This is a genomic window from Roseomonas rosulenta (assembly GCF_016106005.1).
Classification (GTDB): domain Bacteria; phylum Pseudomonadota; class Alphaproteobacteria; order Acetobacterales; family Acetobacteraceae; genus Neoroseomonas; species Neoroseomonas rosulenta.
Genome location: NZ_JACADR010000025.1, coordinates 1 through 18,745, shown reverse-complemented (window position 1 = coordinate 18,745; position 18,745 = coordinate 1). Strand labels below are relative to the sequence as shown.

Genomic DNA, 18,745 nt, shown 5'->3' with positions numbered 1-18,745 from the left:
CGGGACGCCGTGTTGCATATTGCGGCTTTCGCAGTTGCGCACAGAACATGCTAGGCTTGCTAATTAACGATGGGGCTCGGGTGGAATGTCGATGGCGGGCAGCGCAGCCGCTGGGGCGGCCAAGGGTGGGGACGCCCTGGCATCACCCGTGGTCGTCAAGAAATATGCGAACCGGCGCCTCTATAACACCGAGGCCTCGTCCTATGTGACGCTCGAAGACCTGGCGAAGATGGTGCGCGATGGCCGCGACTTCGTCGTCTACGACGCCAAGACCGGAGATGACATCACGCGATCCGTGCTGACGCAGATCATCGTCGAGGAAGAGAGCAAGGTGGGCCAATCCCTGCTGCCCACAGCCTTCCTGCGGCAGTTGATCGGCTACTACGGCGACAACCTGCAGGGGCTGGTGCCGCGCTACCTGGAATTCGCCATGGCATCCTTCGGCCGGCAGCAGGACCAGATGCGCCGGACGATGGAGCAGACCATGGGCGGCTTCATGCCCTTCCCGCCGAATTTCGGGAACCTCGAGGAACTGGGCAAGCAGAACATGGCGATGATGGAACGCGCCATGACCCTGTTCGCGCCCTTCGGCCGGCGCGACGACAACGCCGCCCCGGCGGCGCCGGAGGTCGAGGCCCTGAAGGCCGAGGTCGAGAGCCTGCGCGGTGAACTGGCGCGGCTGCAGAGTGCGCGCGCAAAGTCGTAGACCTCCGTGAAAATAGTGTGATACGCGTATAGGTAGAGAAACTTGATATCCGATAAACCTTCCTCGCGTTAGGGTGGGCAACGACGCCATGACCTTGACCCCTACTCCCCATATGCCGCCCTCCGAGATCACCGGTGAGGACGACCCCTCGATCCAGCGCGCGAGCCTGGTCGATCACCACGTCGGCGCCCGCATACGGGAACGGCGGACGATGCTCGGCCTGTCGCAGCAACAGCTCGCCAAGATGATCGGCGTGACCTACCAGCAGGCGCACAAATACGAGCGTGGGCTGAACAGGATCTCCGCTGGCCGCCTGTTCGAGATCGCGCAGGTGCTCGACGTGCCCGTCTCCTATTTCTTCGAGGGGCTGCAGCCGGGCGGGGAACAGCACCCCGTCTCGCAGCGTCAGCGCATGTTCCTCGAACTGGCGCGCAACTTCGCGCTGATCGACAACGACAAGCACCAGGAGGCGCTGAGCCAGATGGCTCGCGCCCTGGCGGCCCAGTCCCAGGCGGCACAGCGCGACCGCGACGACTGAGCCGCGCGCGGGGCTCGACGCGCCGCAGGAAACCGCCCGTCGATCCGGGCGGTTTTTTTGTGCCCGCGAACGCCGAAAATTTGTGCGGACAACAGAAAAGGAGCCCGATTTCGCGCCAATTTGTACGTAACTGCACACCGGGTGGGCGTAACCGACTACAGGCGCAGGAGGTTCACCCTTCGCGGAGTCGCCCCGATGCCGTCATCCCTGAACCGTCGCCGCCTGCTGGGCGGAGGTGCCGCCCTCGGCGCTGCCGTGGTGCTTCCCTACGACCTTGCCATGGCGCAGGCCGCGCCCGGCGGGACGCTGCGCGTGGGCATGACCGCCGCCGCCATCCCGCTGTCCAACGGCGTGCCCGACCAGGGGGCGGAAGGACACCGCTTCATGGGCGTCACCGTCTACGACCAGCTCGCCATGTGGGACCTGTCGTCCTTCGACAAGCCGCCGGTGATCCGCCCGGGCCTCGCCACCGCCTGGAGCGTCGACCCGGCCGATTCGAAGCGCTGGATCATCACCCTGCGCGAGGGCGTGAGGTTCCACGACGGCAAGGTGATGACGGCCGAGGACGTGGCCTTCTCCTTCGACCGCGCCTTCCGCAACGACGCGCCGCATTACGACAGCCGCGCGGCGGCGCAGGCGCGCATCCGCATGCCCACCATCGCGTCCTGGCGCGCCGAGGGCGAAAAGACCTTCATCGTCGAGACCCGTACGCCCGACAGCCTGGTGCCCTTCGGCCTGACCTGGATCGGCATCACGCATCGCGGCGCCTGGGAGGCCGCGGGGCGCAACTGGGACACCTTCCTGAACCGCGCGGTCGGCACCGGGCCCTACAAGCTCGAGAGCTTCAGTATCCGCGAACGCGCCGTGCTGGTGCGCAACCCCGACTACTGGGAGGCGGCGCGAATCCCGAAGCACGAACGCCTGGTGCTGCTGCCCCTGCCCGAGGCGAATACCCGCGTGGCTGCGCTGCGCTCGAACCAGGTGGACTTCATCGAGGCGCCGCCGCCCGATGCCGTGCCCTCGCTGCGCCAGGCTGGCTTCCAGATCGTGACCAACACCTACCCGCACACCTGGACCTGGCATTTCAGCATGATCGAGGGATCGCCCTGGCGCGACATCCGGGTGCGTCGTGCGGCGAACCTGGCGGTGGACCGCGCGGGCATGAAGACCATGCTGGGCGACCTGATGGTGGAAGGGGCCGGGCTGCTGCCGCCGGGCCACCCCTGGCACGGCCGTCCCTCCGACCCGGTGCGCACCGATGTCGCCGCGGCACGGCGGCTGCTGGCCGAGGCCGGCTTCACGGCGCGCAACCCGCTGCGCACCAAGGTCGCGATCTCGCCCTCGGGCTCCGGCCAGATGCAGCCGCTGCCGATGAACGAGGCTGTGCAGCAGAACCTCAAGGAGGTCGGCATCGAGATCGACTTCGAGGTGGTGGAATGGAACGCGCTGCTCGGCCTGTGGCGCGAAGGGGCACGTGCGCTCGCGCCGCGGGGCATCAGCGCGATCAACGTGTCCTATTCGGTGCATGACCCCTTCGCGGCGCTGATCCGCTTCCTCAAGACCGACATGGCGCCGCCGGCGGCGAACAACTGGGGGTTCTTCAGCGACGCTGGCTACGACGCGATCATGGATCGCGTCGCCACCACCTTCGACCCGGCGGCGCAGGACGGGCTGCTGGCGGAGCTCCACGCGAAGGCCGTCGACGACCGGCTGTTCCTGTTCGTCGCGCACGACCTCAATCCGCGCGCGATGAGCCGCCGCGTTCAGGGCTTCGTGCAGGCGCAGTCCTGGTTCCAGGACCTGACGCCGATCACGATGCGGTAGCGATGGCGCGTGGCGGTTCAGCCCGCCCCGCGTCAATGCTGCGGCGCCTGCGCCCCGATCAGCCGCCGGCGGATCCGCCCGGAGATGAAGTCGATCAACGCCACCGTCGCGATCATCAGCAGGATGATGAAGGCGACCTCGTCCCAGTGGCGCACGCGGATGCGCTCGGCGATCTGCAGTCCGATCCCGCCGGCGCCCACCACGCCGAGGATGGTGGCGGATCGCGTGTTGCTCTCGAAGAAGTACAGCGCCTGCGCGAGCATCACGGGCGCCACCTGCGGCAGGATGCCGAAGCGGATCGCGGCGAGGCGCCCGCCGCCGGCCGCGACCACGCCCTCGGCCTGCTTCTTCTCGGCGTTCTCGATCGCCTCGGCATACAACTTGGCAAGCACCGCGATGTCGGCGGTGAAGATGGCGAGCACGCCGGCGAGCGGCCCGAGACCGACCGCGCGCACATAGGCCAGCGCCCAGATCAGCTGGTCCACGCCGCGGAAGCCGTCGAGCACGCGGCGCAGCGAGAAGCGCCACAGCGTGGCCGTGACGATGTTCCGCGCGCCCAGGAAGCCGAGCGGCACCGCCACGATGGCGGCCATGAAGGTCCCGAGGAAGGCCATTGCAACGCTTTCGGCCATGCCCTTCAGGATCTCGACCCACTGCTCGCCGGGCGAGGGCGGGACCATCAGCACGACGATGGTGCCGAGGCCCGACAGCCCGTTCCACAGCCGCTGCGGGGTCATGTCGAACCACCAGAGCGAGCCGACCAGCCAGGCGGCGAAGGCCGTCCAGCCGATGACGCGCAGCGCGCGCCGCGAGGCAGACGCGCCGAAGGCCGCGGGCATGCGCGCACGCCAGGCGGCGATGTCGGTCTGCGTGTTCATCGCGCCGCCTCCAGCCGCCCGATCGCGGCGTGGCGCAGGCGTTCGGAGACCAGGTCCACGCAGGAGACGGTCAGGATGATCAGCAGCACGATGGCGCTGATCTCCTCGTAGTAGTTGAAGGAGATCACCTTATACAGCTCCTCGCCCACGCCGCCGGCCCCCACGAAGCCGATCACGCTGGCCGAGCGGATGTTCACCTCGAAGCGCAGCAGCACGTAGGACAGGATGTTGGGCAGCACCTGCGGCAGGATCGCGTAGCGGCAGCCCTGCGCCCAGGATCCGCCGGCGGCGCGCACCGCCTCCCAGGGGCGCAGGTCGGCGTTCTCGATCGCTTCGGCGAACAGCTTGCCGTTCGCACCCGCGCTGTGCAGCGCGATGGCGAGGATGCCGGCGAGCGGGCCGATGCCGAAGGCCCAGACGAAGATCAGCGCGTAGACGATCTCGGGGACGGTGCGCAGCGCTTCCAGCAAGCGGCGCGTGGCGTGGTAGGCAACACCGCCGGGCGCGATGTTGCGCGCGGCGGGGAAGGCCAGCAGCAGCGCCGCGGCCGAGCCCATCAGCGTGGCGAGCGCGGCCATGTTCGCCGTCTCGAGGATCAGCCACGACCACTCCGGCAACCGGTACATCCAGAAGGCAATCGAGCCTTCCGTCTCGGCATTCGCGAAGAGGTTCGCCCAGCGCAGGTCGGGCAGGATGCGCGCGAAATACTCGCCGATGCGCGGCAGGCCGGCCCAGAGCGTGGCCGGGCGCGCCTCGCTCACCCAGGCTGCGGCGATCAGGCACACCAGCAGGATGGCGCCGCCCAGCAGCGCCTGCACGCGCTTCGCGCGGCGCGTGGCGAGGAAGGCCTCCTCGCCCCGGATCACCGCGGGAAGGCCGCTGGCGTAGGCTGCGCTCACGATCGCCGACGGCGCGCGGCCGCTTCCTCGCGCCGCATCTCGACGAACAGCGCGTAGTCCTCGTGCCGCGCCTCGACCGCGCCGAGCGTGTCGCCGCGCGCGATCTGCCGGGCGATATCGGGGTAGGTCTTGGCAAGCGCGAGCTGCATCATCTGCATGTCGCGCTTGAACCCATCCGGCAGGTCGGAACGCACGGCAAGGGGGCCGTTCATGATCGGCTCGCTGGTCCAGACGATGCGGATGTCGGCCATCCGCAGCATGCCCTTGTCCACCATCGATCGCAGGTTGCCACGGCTGTAGCCCTGCGCGGGGTCGCCCAGCGTGGAGGCATGCGTCACCGCGCCGTCGTACTGGCGCTGCAGCACCGCGACCACGCCCTGCTCATGCCCGCCGGCGAAGCCGGTGCGGCCGAAGAACTGGCCGGGCTCGACGCCGATGCCCGCCCGGCGCAGCTGGAAGCGCGGGATCAGGTAGCCCGAGGTGGAGTTCGCATCCGCCCAGGCCAGCGATCGCCCGCGCATCTGCTCGAGGCTGGTGATGCCGGAATCGGCGCGTACCACCAGCACCGAGACATAGGAGACCGACCCATCGCCCTGCTGCGTGATGGTCAGCGGCTCGATGCCGCCCTCCGTGTCCATCCAGGCGCCCGCATAGGCCGAGGGGCCGAGTCCTGCGAGCTCAAGCTGCTTCGCCGACAGCCCCTGCATCACGCCGGCATAGTCGGAGGCCGGGAAGAGCCGGGTCGGCACCTGGAAGATGCGCTCGATCATGGCGCGATAGGGCTCGAAGCGGCCGAGCCGGTCCGCCTCGTTCTCGCCGCCCATGATGCCGTAGCGGATCACCGGCACCTGTGCGGCCCAGGCGCGGCGGCCCGGTTCGGGCATCGCCACCTCCGCATCCTGCGTGCTGCGCCGTCCGGGCAGCACCTGCGCCTGCGCGAGCGCCGGCGCGAAGGGCAGCAGCGCGAGGCTGCGGCGGGGGAACATCGCGGCGCCCTCAGCTACGGCGGCGGCGCGCCGCGGCTTCCTCGCGGCGGATCTCGACGATCAGGTCGTAATCCTCGTGGCGGACCTCCCGGTAGCCGGTGCCCGAGCCGCGCTCGACCTGGCGGTAGATGTCGGGATGGGCGGTGGGCAGCGCGAGGTGGAAGCGCTTCCAGTCCTCCTTGAACGAAGCCGGCAATTCGCTGCGTGCGGCATGCGGGCCGTTCACGATCGGCTCGCTGGTCCAGATGATGCGCAGGTCGCGCATGTTGAGCATGCCCTTGTCGACCATGGCGCGCAGGTTGCCGCGCGTGAACCCCTGGTTCACGTCGCCCTGGCCCGACGCCCAGGTGACCGCGCCGTCGTACTGGCGCTGCAGCACCGCGACCACGCCCTGCTCGTGCCCGCCGGCGAAGCCGGTGCGCGCGAAGTAGCCCGTGCCGTCCACGGCGAGGCCCTGGCGGCGCAGCGCGAAGCGCGGGATCAGGTAGCCCGAGGTCGAGTTCGGATCGGCCCAGGCGAGCGACTTGCCGCGCATCTGCTCGAGGCTGGTGATGCCCGAATCCGCGCGCACCACCAGCACCGCGACATAGGAGATGGAGCCATCCGCTTCCTGCGCGGTGACCAGCGGCTCGACGCCGCCATTGGTGTCGAGCCAGGCGCCGGCATAGCCGGAGGGACCGAGGGCTGCGACCTCGATCTGCTTCGCGCTGAAGGCCTGCAGCACGCCGGCGTAGTCGGATGCCGGGAACAGGCGCGTCGGCACGCCGAAAGTGCGCTCCAAAAGCTCGCGATAGGGCCCGAAGCGACCCATGCGGTCGGCTTCGTTCTCGCCGCCGAGCAGGCCGACACGCAGCTGCGGCACCTGTTCCGCCCAGGGGCGGCGGCCGGCGGGCAGGAAGCCTTCCGTGAAGGTCTCGGTACGGCGGGGGTTCCAGGCCTGCGCCTGCGCCAGCGTGGGCGCGAAGGCGGTGCCGGCGGCAAGCGCGGCGAGGCTGCGGCGGGTGATCATGCGGGTTCTCCGGCTTGGGTGTCAGGCGGCGACGACGTGGCGGGGCGGCGCCGCGCCGACGGCGGCGGCCGCTTCCTCGGCGAATTCTTCCTCGGTCACGCCATAGACCTCGCGGATGCGCTGCGCGGTCAGTGCGGCGGGCGGACCGTCGAACACGACACGCCCGGCATTCAGCGCGACGATGCGGTCGCAGTAGTCGCGCGCCGTTGTCAGGTCGTGCAGGTTCACCAGCACGGTGATGCCGTCGCGGTTCACGCCACGCAGCGCGTCCATCACCGTGCGCGCGTTGCGCGGGTCGAGGCTCGCGATCGGTTCGTCGGCCAGGATGATGCGCGGCTCCTGCAGCAACGCGCGGGCAATGGCCACGCGCTGCTGCTGGCCGCCCGAGAGCGTGTCGGCGCGCTGCAGCGCCGTCTCCGCCAGGTCGAAGCGGTCGAGCGCGGCGAGCGCCATCGCGCGTTCCTCGGCCGTGAACATCCGCAACAGCGAGGAGAGCATCGGCCGCCGGTTGAGCCGCCCGACCAGTACGTTGGTCAGCACATCGAGCCGCTGCACCAGGTTGAACTGCTGGAAGATCATCGCGCAGCGCATGCGCCAGTCGCGCAGCGCCTGGCCGCGCAGCGCGGTCACGTCGGTACCGTCGAACAGGATGCGCCCCGCGGAGGGCTCGGTCAGCCGGTTGAACATGCGCAGCAGCGTGGACTTGCCCGCGCCGGAGCGCCCGATCACGCCCATCATCTGGCCCGGCGCGATCGACAGCGTCACGCCGTCCACGGCGGTCCTGGCGCCGAAGCGGCGCGTCAATCCCTCGATCTCGAGCATGCTGCACCGGCCCTGTTGTGAGCCGGGCATTAGCAGCGCCCCGTGACTCGCCGATGACAGGCGGATGACCGCTTGATTGCGCGACGCGCCGGGCGGCACGATGCGCGCAACCAACCGGAGGACCGCCATGACCACCCGCCGCGCGCTGCTCGCCGCCCCCTTCGCCGCGCCCGCGATCGTGCACGCGCAGGAGGGCTGGCCGTCGCGTTCCGTCACCGTGCTGCTCGGCTACCCGCCGGCGGGCGTCACCGACTTCGCCTCGCGCGGGGTGTGCGAACGGATGGGCCGCGCGCTTGGCCAGACCGTGATCCTGGAGAACCGCCCGGGTGCCGCGACGGCGGTCGCGAACACCGCGGTCGCGCAGGCGCGGCCCGATGGCTACACGCTGCTGATGGGGACATCGACGCTCGCCATCAACCCGGCGTTGCAGCCCACCCTCACGCCGCGCGATCCGATGCGCGAGCTCACGCCGATCGGCATGGTGTTCCGCACCGCCTTCGTGCTGCACGTGCACCCGTCGGTGCCCGCGCGCACGCCGGCGGAGCTGATCGCCTACGCGAAGGCCAACCCCGGCAAGCTGAACTTCGGGTCCTCCGGCACCGGGGCGGTGAACCATCTGTGCCTCGAGCTGTTCCGCGCGCGCGCGGGGATCGACGTGGTGCACGTGCCCTATCGCGGCGGCGCGCCGGCGCTGCTCGACCTGCGCGCGGGGCGCATCCAGGGCATGTTCAACGCGGTGCAGGAGGCACTGCCCGCGGTGCGGGAAGGGGCCACCCGCGGCCTCGCGATCTCCTCCAGGGAACGCGCTTCCGCGATGCCGGAATTGCCGCCGTTGGCCGATACGCTCGAGGGCTTCGACGGTGTGTTCTGGCAGGGGCTGTTCGGCCCCGCCGGGCTGCCTGCGCCGATCGTGGCCCGCGCCGGCGCCGCGCTGCGCGAGACCACGACTGACCCGGCGCTGATCGCGCGCATGGCGGAACAGGGTGTCGCGCTGGCCACCGGCGACGACGCTGCGCTTCGCCGCACGCTGGCGGAGGAGACGCAGATGTGGGGCCGGCTCATCCGCGAACAGAACATCCGGCCGGAATGACCCCGCCGCGGGGTTGGCGTGGGCGCCGGGCTTGCTAGGCTCCCCCCACCGGCACGCCGGGACTTGTGCGCGCCGTCAGAGGGAGGAACTCCACATGAGGACACCACGCCTTGCCGGCGGCGTGCTTGCCGCGGCCGCGATGCTCGCCTTCGGCGCCAGCGGCGCCCTGGCGCAGCAGCCGCGCACGCTGCGCATCGCCATGACAGCAACCGACGTTCCCACCACCACGGGCATGCCGAACAACGGGTTCGAGGGCATGCGCTTCCTCGGCTACCCGGTCTTCGAATCCCTGGTGCTGTGGGACCTGTCGAACCCGCAGCAGGCGGCGGGCCTGCGCCCCGGCCTCGCGGAGCGCTACGAGCAGGATGCCAACGACCCGAAGGTCTGGCGCTTCCACCTGCGCCGCGGCGTGACCTTCCATGACGGCGCGGCGTTCAACGCCGATGCGGTCATCTGGAACATGGACCGCTACTTCCGCAACGACAGCCCGCAATTCGACGCGACGGGCAGCGCCATCGTGCGCGGCCGCGTGCCGGCGCTGGAATCGTACCGGAAGGTGGACGACTTCACGGTCGAGCTCACCACCTCGCGCCCGATCTCCTACTACCCCTACCTGGTCACCTACATCCTGTTCACCTCGCCCAATTCCTGGGAGCAGGGCGGGCGGGACTGGGGCCGCGTGGCGGCGCTGCCGCCGGCGGGCACCGGGCCGTTCCGCCTCTCGCGCTTCGTGCCGCGGCAGTCGGCGGAGCTGACGCGCCACGACGGCTACTGGAACGCGCAGGGTCGCGCGCGGCTCGACCGCATCCTCCTGCTGCCGATGCCCGAGGCGAATACGCGCCTCGCCGCGCTGCGCTCGGGCCAGGTGGACTGGATCGAGGTGCCGCCGCCGGACGGGATCCAGTCCCTGCGCCAGGCCGGCTTCACCATCAGCACCGGGTCCTACCCGCATGTTTGGCCCTGGACCTTCGCCACCGGCCGCGCCGACAGTCCTGTCGCGGATGTGCGCGTGCGCCAGGCGCTGAACTACTGCATCGATCGCGACGGCATGGTGCAGCTGCTGAACGGCACGGCGGAACCGGCGGTCGGCTTCCTCAAGCCGAACGACCCGAATTTCGGCGCGCCGCAGAACCGCTACCGGCTCGATCCCGCGCGCGGCCGGGCGCTGCTCGCGGAGGCCGGCTACACCGCGCAGAGGCCGCTGACCATCAAGGTCGGCATCTCGAATTCCGGCTCGGGCCAGATGCTGCCGCTGCCGATGAACGAGTTCGTGCAGCAATCCCTGCAGGAGAATTGCGGGGTGCGCGTGAACTTCGAAGTGGTGGAGTGGAACACCCTGCTCTCCGCGCTCCGCTTCACGCCGACGCAGCCGCAGTGGCTCGGCGCCGATGCGGTCAACATCAGCCTCTATTCGTCCGACCCGTCGGCCATGGCGCGGTGGTTCCTCTCGGCCAACTTCTCGCCGGCCGGTTCGAACAACGGCCATTGGCGCGACGCGCAGTTCGACGCCGCCTTCGCGCAGCTCGAGGTGGAACGCGACCCGGCGCGCCAGGGCGCGCTGCTGCGCACCGCGCATGAGCGGCTGGTGGACAATCCGCCCTGGCTGTGGATCGTCCACGACCTGAACCCGCGCGCCATGAGCCGGCGCGTGCGCAACTTCACCCCCGCGCAGTCCTGGTTCCAGGACCTGACGGTGGTGGAGGTCCAGTAGCCGGGCCGCTGGCCCGGGTCTTGCTGAGCCCCGCTGCGACGGGCGGCAGATGGCCGCCCCGCAGCGGGGAGACTGAGAAATGGGCAGCTTCAGGCGGATCGCCGCCTATGCGCTGGGCGCCGCGGTTCTGGCGGCCTCCGGCAGTGCGCTGGCGCAGCAGCCGCGCACGCTCCGGATCGCCATGACGGCCTCCGACGTGCCCACCACCACGGGCATGCCGAACAACGGCTTCGAGGGGATGCGCTTCCTCGGCTACCCGATCTTCGAGGCGCTGACGCTGTGGGACCTGTCGGATCCGTCGAAGCCCGCCGGGCTGCGCCCGGGCCTGGCGGAATCCTGGGAGCAGGACGCCAACGACCCGAAGATCTGGCGCTTCCGCCTGCGGCAGGGTGTCACCTTCCACGACGGCACGCCCTTCAACGCGGATGCCTTCATCTGGAACATGGACCGCTTCTTCCGCAACGACAGCCCGCAATTCGAACCGCAGGGCAGCGGCATCACGCGGGCGCGCGTCACCATCCTCGCCTCCTATCGCAAGGTGGACGACTTCACGGTGGAGATGACGACGACGCGCGTCGCCTCCTACTTCCCCTACATGGTCGTCTACATCCTGATGACCTCGCCGCAGTCCTTCGAGGCGGCGGGGCGCGACTGGGCGCGGGTGGGCTCGCTGCCGCCGGCGGGGACCGGGCCGTTCCGCCTCTCGCGCTTCGTGCCGCGGCAATCGGCGGAGCTGTCGCGCCACGACACCTATTGGGACACCGCGCGGCGCGCGCGGCTCGACCGCATCCTGCTGCTGCCGATGCCGGAGGCGAACACGCGCCTCGCGGCGCTGCGCTCGGGCCAGGTGGACTGGATCGAGGTGCCGCCGCCGGATGCGATCCCGTCCCTGCGCGCGGCGGGCTTCAACGTCACGACCGGATCCTACCCGCATGTCTGGCCCTGGTTCTTCCAGATGCAGGGGGCGAACACGCCCTTCAGTGACGTGCGCGTGCGGCAGGGGCTGAACTACTGCGTCGACCGCGAGGGCCTGGTGCAGTTGCTGAACGGCACCGCGGAACCTTCGGTCGGTTGGCTGAAGCCCTCCGACCCGGCCTTCGGCGCGCCGCAGAACCGCTACCGCTTCGATGCGGCGCGCGGGCGGGCGCTGCTGGCGGAAGCGGGCTTTAACGCCCAGCGGCCGCTGCGCTTCCGGGTGATGATCTCGACCTCCGGTTCCGGCCAGATGCTGCCGCTGCCGATGAACGAGTTCCTCCAGCAGAACCTGCGCGAGGCGTGCGGCGTGCAGGTCGAGTTCGAGGTGACGGACTGGTCGAACCTGCTGGTCGCGACACGAACGGCGCCGGGCTCGGGCGTGGTGGCGAATGTGCAGTCGCTGAACCCGTCCTCGCCATCGTCGGATCCGGGCGTCATGGCGCGGTACTTCCTGCGCGCTGGTACGCCGCCCAACGGGTTCAACTGGCCGGGCTTCAGCGACGACCAGTTCGAGGCGGCCTTCACGCGGCTCGAATCCGCCCGTACGCCGGGCGAGGCGACCGCCGCCTATGCCCAGGCGCATGAGCGGCTGGTGGACAACCCGCCCTGGCTGTTCATCGTGCATGACCTCAATCCGCGCGCGATGAGCCGGCGGGTGACTGGGTTCACCTCGGCGCAGTCCTGGTTCCAGGACCTGGTGCCAGTGAATCTTCAGTAGAACCTTGATGTGCCCTCAGGTGCGGGGCGCGCGCATCGTCGCGCCTGACTTGCGCGCCGTGCGCTCCCGGCCCGAGGCGAGTGCCTCGGGCCGGAAGCTGGGTGGTTGGGGTGGACTTCCCCGCACGCGCCGGTCGCGACATGCTGTGCCACCACCGAGGAGCACGACCATGATCGTCGACCTGCGCATTTACACCTGCCTGCCCAACCGCGTGGCGGAGTTCGTCGCGCTGTATGAGGAGAAGGGCTGGCCGATCCAGCAGAAGCACCTCGGCCATTGCGTGGGCTGGTACACCACCATCGAGGGGGCACTGAACACCATCGTCCATATGTGGGGTTACCAGGACCAGGCGGATCGCGAACGCCGCCGCGCCGCCATGGCCGCCGACCCCGCCTGGGCCGACTACCTGGCCGAGGTCGGCCGGCGGGGTATCCTCATCAAGATGGAGAACCGCATCGTGAAGCCGGCGCCGTTCTTCGCCGCGCTGAAGCCCTGACGCTCAGCGCCCGAGCAGCACCAGCACCACGCCCGAGACCACCACCAGCGCGCCGATCACGTCGCTGCGCTTCATGCGTTCGCGCAGGAAGAAGCGGCTGAACAGCAGGGTGAACAGGATCTCGACCTGCCCCACCGCGCGCACCAGCGCCACCGGCGCATAGGCGAAGCCGGTGAACCAGCAGGCCGATCCCATGGCCGAGAGCGCCCCCACCTGCGCCGATGACCGCCAGGTGCGGAACAGGTCCGGGATCGACCTGCGCTCCGTCGCCAGCAGCCACGACCCCTGCATCAGCGTCTGCATCGTGTTGATGACCACCAGCGTCTCGAGCGCGCGCAGCGTGGCATCCGGCCCGTCCAGCGCCTGGGTCGCAGCGCGGATCGCGAGCGCGCACAACGCGAAGGCCAGCCCGGCCCCGAGGCCATAGAGCGCGCTCGGCTGCACCGTGGCGGCCGCGACATCGCGCAGCGACGCCACGCGCCCCGCGAGCGAGAGATAGAGCGTGCCCCCCACCGACACCGCGATGCCGGCCCAGGACAGCAGGCCGAAGGATTCGCCGAGGAACACCAGCGCGATCAGCGCCGCCTGCACCGCCTCGGTCTTCGAATAGGCCGTTCCCACCGCGAAGCCGCGATGGCCGAAGGACATGATCAGCAGGTTGGTGCCGATGATCTGGCCAAGCCCGCCCAGCGCGCAGAACAGCAGGTATTCCCAGGATGGCGAGGAGAGGCTGCCACCGATGACGCTGAGGTACAGCACAACCAGCAGCACGCCGACGGGCACGCCATAGAGGTAGCGCACAACCGCCGCGGCATTGACGCTGAGCTGCCCGCGCAGCCGCTGCTGCAGCGCGGTGCGCCAGGTCTGGAACAGCCCGGCGAGGAGCGTCGCTGCTACCCAGACGGGCATCTGCCGGGCCTCGGCCTCAGCGCCTCGTCCGCCCCCAGCCCGGGTCCTCCGCGACCATCGCGGACAGCCCCGCCTGCGCCAGCATCGCGGCGGTCGCGCGGTTGGCATCCTCGCGCACCGCGGCTTCGTCCACATGCGGCACCACGCGGTCGCGCATCAGGATCTCGCCGGCTACCACCACGTCGCGCACGTCGTGGCCGTTCGCGAAATACACCACGCGATGCACCGGCATATTGGCGGGCAGCATGTGCGGCGCCTCAAGGTCGACAGTGACGATGTCCGCCTGCTTGCCCACCTCCAGGCTGCCGATGCGGTCCGCCATGCCAAGCCCGCGCGCGGCGTCGATGGTGATCATCTCGAGCGCCTTGCCCGGCGGCAGCAGCGCCTCGTCGCGCGCGGCGCGCTGGTGGTAGCGCATGGCCTGGAACATGTGGCGGAACATGTCGGTGCTGCGGTCCGGCGCGGTGCCGTCGCTGCCCAGCATGACGGTCACGCCGGCATCCATCATGGCGATGGCCGGGCAATGGCCGCGCACGGCGGCGATGGCGGAGGGGTTGTGCACCACGCTTGCCCCGGTGCGCACCAGCGTGGCGATGTCGGCCTCCGTCAGGTCGGTGCAGTGGGACAGCCAAGCGTCGGGGCCGAGCAGGCCGAACATGCGGTCCGCCATCTCGATGCTGCCGCTGCGGTGGCCGTCCTGATGGAACAGCGTGCCGGCCTTGATGCCGATGTCGCGGATGACGCGGCCCTGCTTCTCGATCTCCGCCACCTTCGCCGGGTCGTGCATCGCTTCGCGATAGACCGGCATGAGCGTGGCGCAGGCGATGCGGCCCTTGTTGTGGTGCCGTTCGACCAGCGCGGCGATGGTCTCGGCCTGCTGCTCGAAGGACACGTCGCGCACCGTGCCGTCCAGGCCGCGATAGGGGCGCGGGAAGGGCGGGCGCGTCGGGCCCATCACCATGATCCGGCGGATGCCGATGGCAGTCACGCCCGCGACATGCGCGTCGCCATGCGCGGGGTCGTCGACGCGCCCGATCGAATCGCCGCCGCCGAGCAGCATGACCGATGTGGTGATGCCGAACTTCAGCTGTTCGAGTCCCGCCAGCGCCGCCTCCGCGCGCCAGAATTCCGGCGGCGAGGCGAGCGTGTAGATGACGCGGCAGGCTTCCGACCAGGCGGCGGAATCGCCGCTGCCCATGGTCTTGACCAGCCCATGCCCGGCATGGGCGTGGCCGTCGATCAGCCCGGGCAGGATCGCCTTGCCGCGGGCGTCGATCCGCTTCGGCGCGCTGTGCGCGGCCTCGACCTCCGCGCGCGGGCCGACCGCGACGATGGTCTCGCCTGCCACAGCCACAGCGCCATCGGGAATCACCCGGCGCGCCCCGTCCATGGAGATGACGGTGCCGCCGGAGACAATCAGGTCAGCCATTCAATTCACCCGTACATGACGCAGCCTCAGCCGATTGTCCGGCGACTGCGCGAGCTCGATGTTCCGTCGCGCCGCCCAGACCACCGGCTGCTGGTGCAGCGGCACATGGGCGACCTCTCGCTTCTCGATCAGCAGCGCCTCGCGGATCAGGGCGCGCCGGCGCGTCTCGTCGCCTTCCTCGGCGATGCGGTCCACCAGCGCGTCGAATTCTGCGTTCGACCAGCGCCCGACATTCAGCCCGGCGGTGTTGGCCGTGCGCGTGCGCAGCACCTCCGACAGGGTCGAATAGGTATCCGCCAGCGGCAGCCCCGCATGGCCCAGCATGAACATCGACACGTCGAGCGCATTGATGCGCCGCGACCAGACGTTCAGCGTCTCGAACTGCGGGATGATGCGGATGCCCACGCGCTGCAGCATGCCCGAGATCGCGATGCACAGCCGCTCGTCATACACGTAGCGATCGTTCGGACAGGCGAGGCCGACCGAGAAGCCGTCCGGATACCCGGCCTCCGCCAGCAGCCGGCGCGAGGCCTCGGGGTCGAAGGGGAAGGTGCGCGTGTTGATGTCGGTGGGCGCGCCGGACAGGAAGGGGCTCGCCATGGTGCCGGCGATCCAGGCGTTGTTGCGCATGACCGACCGGCGCAGCGCCTCGACGTCGATCGCCTGGTAGATCGCCTGGCGCACGCGGATGTCGCGCAGCGGGTTGCGCCCGCGCACGTCGGAATAGACCAGCTCGTCGCGATGATGGTCGAAGCCCAGGTAGATGGTGCGCAACTCCGGCCCCTGCACCACCTGCAGGTTGGCGTTCGCCTCGACGCGCGGGATGTCCTGGATCGGCAGCTCGACCAGCGCGTCGATCTGCCCGCCGAGCAGCGCGGCTGTGCGCGTGGCGGCGTTGCGGATGGGCTGGAAGGTCACCTGCGTGAGGTTGTGCTGTGGCTGGTCCCACCAGCCTTCGAAGGGCACCAGCACGGTGGCACCCTCGACCTCGCGCGAGCGCAGGCGGAAGGGGCCGGTGCCGTTCGGCGTGCGTGTGGCCGCGCCTTCCTCGCGCTGCGAGAGGTTGGTGGCGGCGGTGGCGTTGTTCGCCTGTGCCCAGCCGCTGTCCAGGATGTGCATCTGCGTCAGCGCGTTGAGCAGGATGGGGAAGGGGCGCTGCGTCTCGATCTCGACGGTCAGCGGGCCGGTGGCGCGCACCTCCTTGATGACGCCGCCCAGCACGCCGCGCGCGAGCGCCCCCGGCGTGTTCAGCCGCTGCCAGGAGAACACCACGTCCTCGGACCCGAAGCTCTCGCCGCCATGGAAGCGCACGCCCTCGCGCAGATGGAAGCGCCAGACGGTTGGCGAGACGACCTCCCAGCGTGTCGCCAGCGCCGGTTCGATCTCGAGCCGCGGATTGTGCCGCACCAGCGTCTCGAACAGGTTGTCGAGGAAGGCGTTTGTGAAGGTGTTGTTCGACGAATGCGGATCGAGCGTCAGGATGTCCGCGGCGAAGGACCAGGTGAAGTTGCGCGCCTGCGCAGGCGATGCCGCGGCGATCATCAGGGCCGCGGCGGCGGCGGGGATCAGGCGCATGGGCGTGGCCTCCGGCGGGTGAGGCGCGCAGGCTCCCGCGGCCCGCGCGCCGGCGTCAACAGGGCTGGTCAGTTGGCATCGAGCTGCAGCCCTTCCTTGCGGATCACCTCCGCCCATTTCGTGATCTCGCTGCGCACGAAGGCGGCGAAAGCGTCGGCGCTGCCCGGCATGCCCACGCCGCCGAGTTCGGCGAAGCGCCGCTGCGTGTCCGGCAGTGCGAGCATCGCCATCACCTCGGCATTGAGGCTGGTGACGATCTCGGCCGGGAGTGCGGCGGGGCCGAACAGGCCGAACCAGGTGTTCACTTCATAGTTGGCGAGCTCGGGCATCGTCTCGCGCATCGCCGGTACGTCGGGCAGCAGGGGGTGCCGATCGGTGCTGGTCACCGCCAGCGCGCGCAGCCGGCTGGACTGGATGTGGCCGATGATGCCCGTGAGGTTGTCGATCAGGAAGGACACGTTGCCGCCCAGGATCTCGATCTGCGCAGGGGCGGAGCCGCGATGCGGCACGTGGATCGCCTCGGCGTTCAGCATCTGCAGCATCAGCACCGGCGACAGGTGCGTCGATTGTCCCACGCCGGTCGAGGCATAGGCGATGCGCCCGGGCTGCGCGCGCAGCATCGCGGCCAGTTCGGCCACCGTGCGCGCGGGTACGCTCGGGTTCACCACCAGCACGTTCGGCCCCTGGACGGTGCCGGCGATGGCCGCGATCTGCTCGGGCCGGTAGGGCAGGTTGCGGAACAGGGAATAGGCGATCGCCTGCGGACCGATATTGCCCAGCAGGAGCGTGGCGCCATCGGGCCGCGCGCGCACCGCCTCCAGCGAGCCGATGGTGCCGCCGGCGCCGGTCCGGTTCTCGACCACCACCGGCTGGTTCCAGCGCGGCTGCAGGAACTGCGCGAGCATGCGCGCCATGATGTCGGTGGTGCCGCCCGCCGCGGCGGGGACGATGATGCGCACCTGGCCCTGCGGCCGCCAGGATTGCGCGCGGACCGAAAGCGGCAGGGCCGCGATGGGCGCCGCGAGCGCGGCGCGGCGTGTCAGGCGCGCCATCACGAGGCATCCATCTGCAGGCCCTCGCGGCGAATGACCTCGCCCCACTTGGCGGTCTCGGCGCGGACGAAGGCGGCGAAGTCATCGGCGCTGCCGGGGGCCGGGACGCCGCCCATCTGCGCGAAGCGGGCCTGGGTGTCGGGCGCGCCGAGCAGCGCCTGCACCTCGGCATTCACGCCGCGGACGATCTCGGGCGGCACGCCCGCCGGCATGAACAGGCCGAACCAGGTTGAGACGTCGTAGGGTGCCAGATCCGGCATGGTCTCGCGCAGCGCCGGCAGGTCGGGCAGCTGGGGCGACCGGTCGGCGCTGGTGACGCCCAGCGCGCGTAGCCGGCCGCCGCGGATGTGCTCCATCGACGTGGTCAGGTTGTCGAAGGCGAACTGCACATTGCCCGCGACCAGGTCGATCAGCAGCGGGCCGGCGCCGCGGAAATGCACCGCCTCGGACCGTGTGCCCGTCAGCTGGTTGAACCATACGCCCGACAGATGCGGCGACTGGCCGAGGCCCGAGGTGCCGTAGGAGGCGCGACCATCCTGCTGGCGCAGCCAGGCGACGAATTCCGGCACCGTGCGCGCCGGCACCGAGGGATGCAGCACCAGCACGTTCGGCCCGCGGATGACGTTCGCCACCGCCGTCAGGCTCTCGGGCCGGTATTGCAGGTTGCGGAACAGCGAGTAGCCGATCGCCTGCGGGCCGATGTTCCCCATCAGCATGTGGCGCCCATCGGGCGCGCTGCGCACCACCTCCATGGTGCCGATGGTGCCGCCGCCGCCCGACCGGTTCTCGACCACCACGGGCGTGCCCCATCGCGCCTGCAGGAACTGCCCGAGGAGGCGCGCCATGATGTCGGTGGTACCGCCGGGTGCCGCGGGCACCACGATGCGGGCCTGCTGCCCGGGGCGCCAGTCCTGCGCGCGCGCGACGGCGGGGATGGCGAGGGGCAGCGTCAGCGCGGCGCGGCGCGTGATGCGGGTCATGGGCGTCCTCCGGTTGATCTTGGCCCCATCATCGCGCGGCGCGGGCACGGCGTCACGCGCCGCTTCGGCGCCCGGTCGCGAGCCGCGCCACCGCCACGAAGGACCGCGGCCCGTCGGGCGCGCCGGCCAGGTAGGCGCGCCGCGCCAG

At 70.3% G+C, this 18,745-nt stretch carries 17 protein-coding genes; 7 read left to right on the top strand and 10 right to left on the bottom strand.

Annotated elements, in window-relative coordinates; genetic code table 11:
- Positions 1-91 precede the first annotated feature (91 nt).
- From phaR to HW578_RS05715, 3 genes are all read left to right on the top strand, one after another.
- A complete protein-coding gene (gene phaR / locus HW578_RS05725) occupies positions 92-706 on the top strand; it encodes a polyhydroxyalkanoate synthesis repressor PhaR (RefSeq protein WP_456308268.1) in 615 nt (204 codons plus the stop codon).
- Between the two features lie 88 nt (positions 707-794).
- Positions 795-1,244: a helix-turn-helix domain-containing protein gene (locus HW578_RS05720; RefSeq protein ID WP_456308267.1), complete on the top strand. Its 450-nt coding sequence runs from the start codon at positions 795-797 to the stop codon at positions 1,242-1,244.
- A 195-nt stretch (positions 1,245-1,439) separates the two neighbouring features.
- Positions 1,440-3,068, top strand: coding sequence for an ABC transporter substrate-binding protein (locus tag HW578_RS05715; protein WP_198369584.1), 1,629 nt, complete (start codon positions 1,440-1,442; stop codon positions 3,066-3,068).
- A 32-nt stretch (positions 3,069-3,100) separates the two neighbouring features.
- Here the strand turns inward: HW578_RS05715 and phnE (HW578_RS05710) are convergent, their stop codons facing one another.
- From phnE (HW578_RS05710) to phnC, 5 genes are read right to left on the bottom strand one after another with little or no spacing between them, the layout of a single operon-like run.
- The gene (gene phnE / locus HW578_RS05710) at positions 3,101-3,946 is read right to left on the bottom strand and encodes a phosphonate ABC transporter, permease protein PhnE (RefSeq protein ID WP_198369583.1); all 846 of its coding nucleotides are present in this window, start codon (positions 3,944-3,946) and stop codon (positions 3,101-3,103) included.
- A complete protein-coding gene (phnE, locus tag HW578_RS05705) occupies positions 3,943-4,845 on the bottom strand; it encodes a phosphonate ABC transporter, permease protein PhnE (RefSeq protein WP_198369582.1) in 903 nt (300 codons plus the stop codon). Before phnE (HW578_RS05705) ends, phnE (HW578_RS05710) begins: the two co-directional genes overlap by 4 nt.
- Positions 4,842-5,831, bottom strand: a complete 990-nt coding sequence (gene phnD, locus HW578_RS05700; RefSeq protein WP_198369581.1) for a phosphate/phosphite/phosphonate ABC transporter substrate-binding protein — start codon at positions 5,829-5,831, stop codon at positions 4,842-4,844. Before phnD (HW578_RS05700) ends, phnE (HW578_RS05705) begins: the two co-directional genes overlap by 4 nt.
- Positions 5,832-5,841: 10 nt before the next feature.
- Entirely contained in the window at positions 5,842-6,840 is a 999-nt protein-coding gene (phnD, locus tag HW578_RS05695; RefSeq protein WP_198369580.1) for a phosphate/phosphite/phosphonate ABC transporter substrate-binding protein, read from the bottom strand.
- Between the two features lie 21 nt (positions 6,841-6,861).
- Positions 6,862-7,662, bottom strand: coding sequence for a phosphonate ABC transporter ATP-binding protein (gene phnC, locus HW578_RS05690; RefSeq protein ID WP_198369579.1), 801 nt, complete (start codon positions 7,660-7,662; stop codon positions 6,862-6,864).
- Positions 7,663-7,789: 127 nt separating this feature from the next.
- Between phnC and HW578_RS05685 the strand changes: the two genes are divergently transcribed.
- The 4 genes from HW578_RS05685 (at position 7,790) to HW578_RS05670 (ending at position 12,652) form a co-directional block, all read left to right on the top strand.
- Positions 7,790-8,752: a Bug family tripartite tricarboxylate transporter substrate binding protein gene (locus tag HW578_RS05685; RefSeq protein WP_198369578.1), complete on the top strand. Its 963-nt coding sequence runs from the start codon at positions 7,790-7,792 to the stop codon at positions 8,750-8,752.
- 94 nt (positions 8,753-8,846) lie between these two features.
- The gene (locus tag HW578_RS05680) at positions 8,847-10,463 is read left to right on the top strand and encodes an ABC transporter substrate-binding protein (protein WP_198369577.1); all 1,617 of its coding nucleotides are present in this window, start codon (positions 8,847-8,849) and stop codon (positions 10,461-10,463) included.
- A 79-nt stretch (positions 10,464-10,542) separates the two neighbouring features.
- The gene (locus tag HW578_RS05675; RefSeq protein ID WP_198369576.1) at positions 10,543-12,156 is read left to right on the top strand and encodes an ABC transporter substrate-binding protein; all 1,614 of its coding nucleotides are present in this window, start codon (positions 10,543-10,545) and stop codon (positions 12,154-12,156) included.
- A gap of 169 nt (positions 12,157-12,325) precedes the next feature.
- A complete protein-coding gene (locus HW578_RS05670; RefSeq protein ID WP_198369575.1) occupies positions 12,326-12,652 on the top strand; it encodes an NIPSNAP family protein in 327 nt (108 codons plus the stop codon).
- A gap of 3 nt (positions 12,653-12,655) precedes the next feature.
- Here HW578_RS05670 and HW578_RS05665 read toward each other — a convergent pair whose 3' ends face one another.
- From HW578_RS05665 to HW578_RS05645, 5 genes are all read right to left on the bottom strand, one after another.
- On the bottom strand, positions 12,656-13,561 hold the full coding sequence (locus HW578_RS05665; protein WP_198369574.1) for an EamA family transporter: 906 nt from the start codon (positions 13,559-13,561) through the stop codon (positions 12,656-12,658).
- A gap of 16 nt (positions 13,562-13,577) precedes the next feature.
- On the bottom strand, positions 13,578-14,990 hold the full coding sequence (locus tag HW578_RS05660; RefSeq protein ID WP_198369573.1) for an amidohydrolase family protein: 1,413 nt from the start codon (positions 14,988-14,990) through the stop codon (positions 13,578-13,580).
- Complete coding sequence (locus HW578_RS05655; protein WP_198369572.1) at positions 14,991-16,565, bottom strand: ABC transporter substrate-binding protein; 1,575 nt, start codon at positions 16,563-16,565, stop codon at positions 14,991-14,993.
- A 68-nt stretch (positions 16,566-16,633) separates the two neighbouring features.
- Entirely contained in the window at positions 16,634-17,617 is a 984-nt protein-coding gene (locus HW578_RS05650; protein WP_198369571.1) for a Bug family tripartite tricarboxylate transporter substrate binding protein, read from the bottom strand.
- Entirely contained in the window at positions 17,617-18,597 is a 981-nt protein-coding gene (locus HW578_RS05645) for a Bug family tripartite tricarboxylate transporter substrate binding protein (RefSeq protein ID WP_198369570.1), read from the bottom strand. Before HW578_RS05645 ends, HW578_RS05650 begins: the two co-directional genes overlap by 1 nt.
- Positions 18,598-18,745: the final 148 nt, after the last annotated feature.

Bases quoted from the DNA above. Each gene is read 5' to 3' on its own strand.
- phaR (WP_456308268.1), top strand. From the start codon at position 92: ATGGCGGGCAGCGCAGCCGCTGGGGCGGCCAAGGGTGGGGACGCCCTG.
- HW578_RS05685 (WP_198369578.1), top strand. From the start codon at position 7,790: ATGACCACCCGCCGCGCGCTGCTCGCCGCCCCCTTCGCCGCGCCCGCG.
- HW578_RS05645 (WP_198369570.1), bottom strand. From the start codon at position 18,597: ATGACCCGCATCACGCGCCGCGCCGCGCTGACGCTGCCCCTCGCCATC.
- phnD (WP_198369580.1), bottom strand. From the start codon at position 6,840: ATGATCACCCGCCGCAGCCTCGCCGCGCTTGCCGCCGGCACCGCCTTC.
- HW578_RS05715 (WP_198369584.1), top strand. From the start codon at position 1,440: ATGCCGTCATCCCTGAACCGTCGCCGCCTGCTGGGCGGAGGTGCCGCC.
- HW578_RS05655 (WP_198369572.1), bottom strand. From the start codon at position 16,565: ATGCGCCTGATCCCCGCCGCCGCCGCGGCCCTGATGATCGCCGCGGCA.
- phnD (WP_198369581.1), bottom strand. From the start codon at position 5,831: ATGTTCCCCCGCCGCAGCCTCGCGCTGCTGCCCTTCGCGCCGGCGCTC.
- phnC (WP_198369579.1), bottom strand. From the start codon at position 7,662: ATGCTCGAGATCGAGGGATTGACGCGCCGCTTCGGCGCCAGGACCGCC.
- HW578_RS05665 (WP_198369574.1), bottom strand. From the start codon at position 13,561: ATGCCCGTCTGGGTAGCAGCGACGCTCCTCGCCGGGCTGTTCCAGACC.
- HW578_RS05680 (WP_198369577.1), top strand. From the start codon at position 8,847: ATGAGGACACCACGCCTTGCCGGCGGCGTGCTTGCCGCGGCCGCGATG.
- HW578_RS05650 (WP_198369571.1), bottom strand. From the start codon at position 17,617: ATGGCGCGCCTGACACGCCGCGCCGCGCTCGCGGCGCCCATCGCGGCC.
- phnE (WP_198369583.1), bottom strand. From the start codon at position 3,946: ATGAACACGCAGACCGACATCGCCGCCTGGCGTGCGCGCATGCCCGCG.
- HW578_RS05675 (WP_198369576.1), top strand. From the start codon at position 10,543: ATGGGCAGCTTCAGGCGGATCGCCGCCTATGCGCTGGGCGCCGCGGTT.
- HW578_RS05720 (WP_456308267.1), top strand. From the start codon at position 795: ATGACCTTGACCCCTACTCCCCATATGCCGCCCTCCGAGATCACCGGT.
- HW578_RS05660 (WP_198369573.1), bottom strand. From the start codon at position 14,990: ATGGCTGACCTGATTGTCTCCGGCGGCACCGTCATCTCCATGGACGGG.
- HW578_RS05670 (WP_198369575.1), top strand. From the start codon at position 12,326: ATGATCGTCGACCTGCGCATTTACACCTGCCTGCCCAACCGCGTGGCG.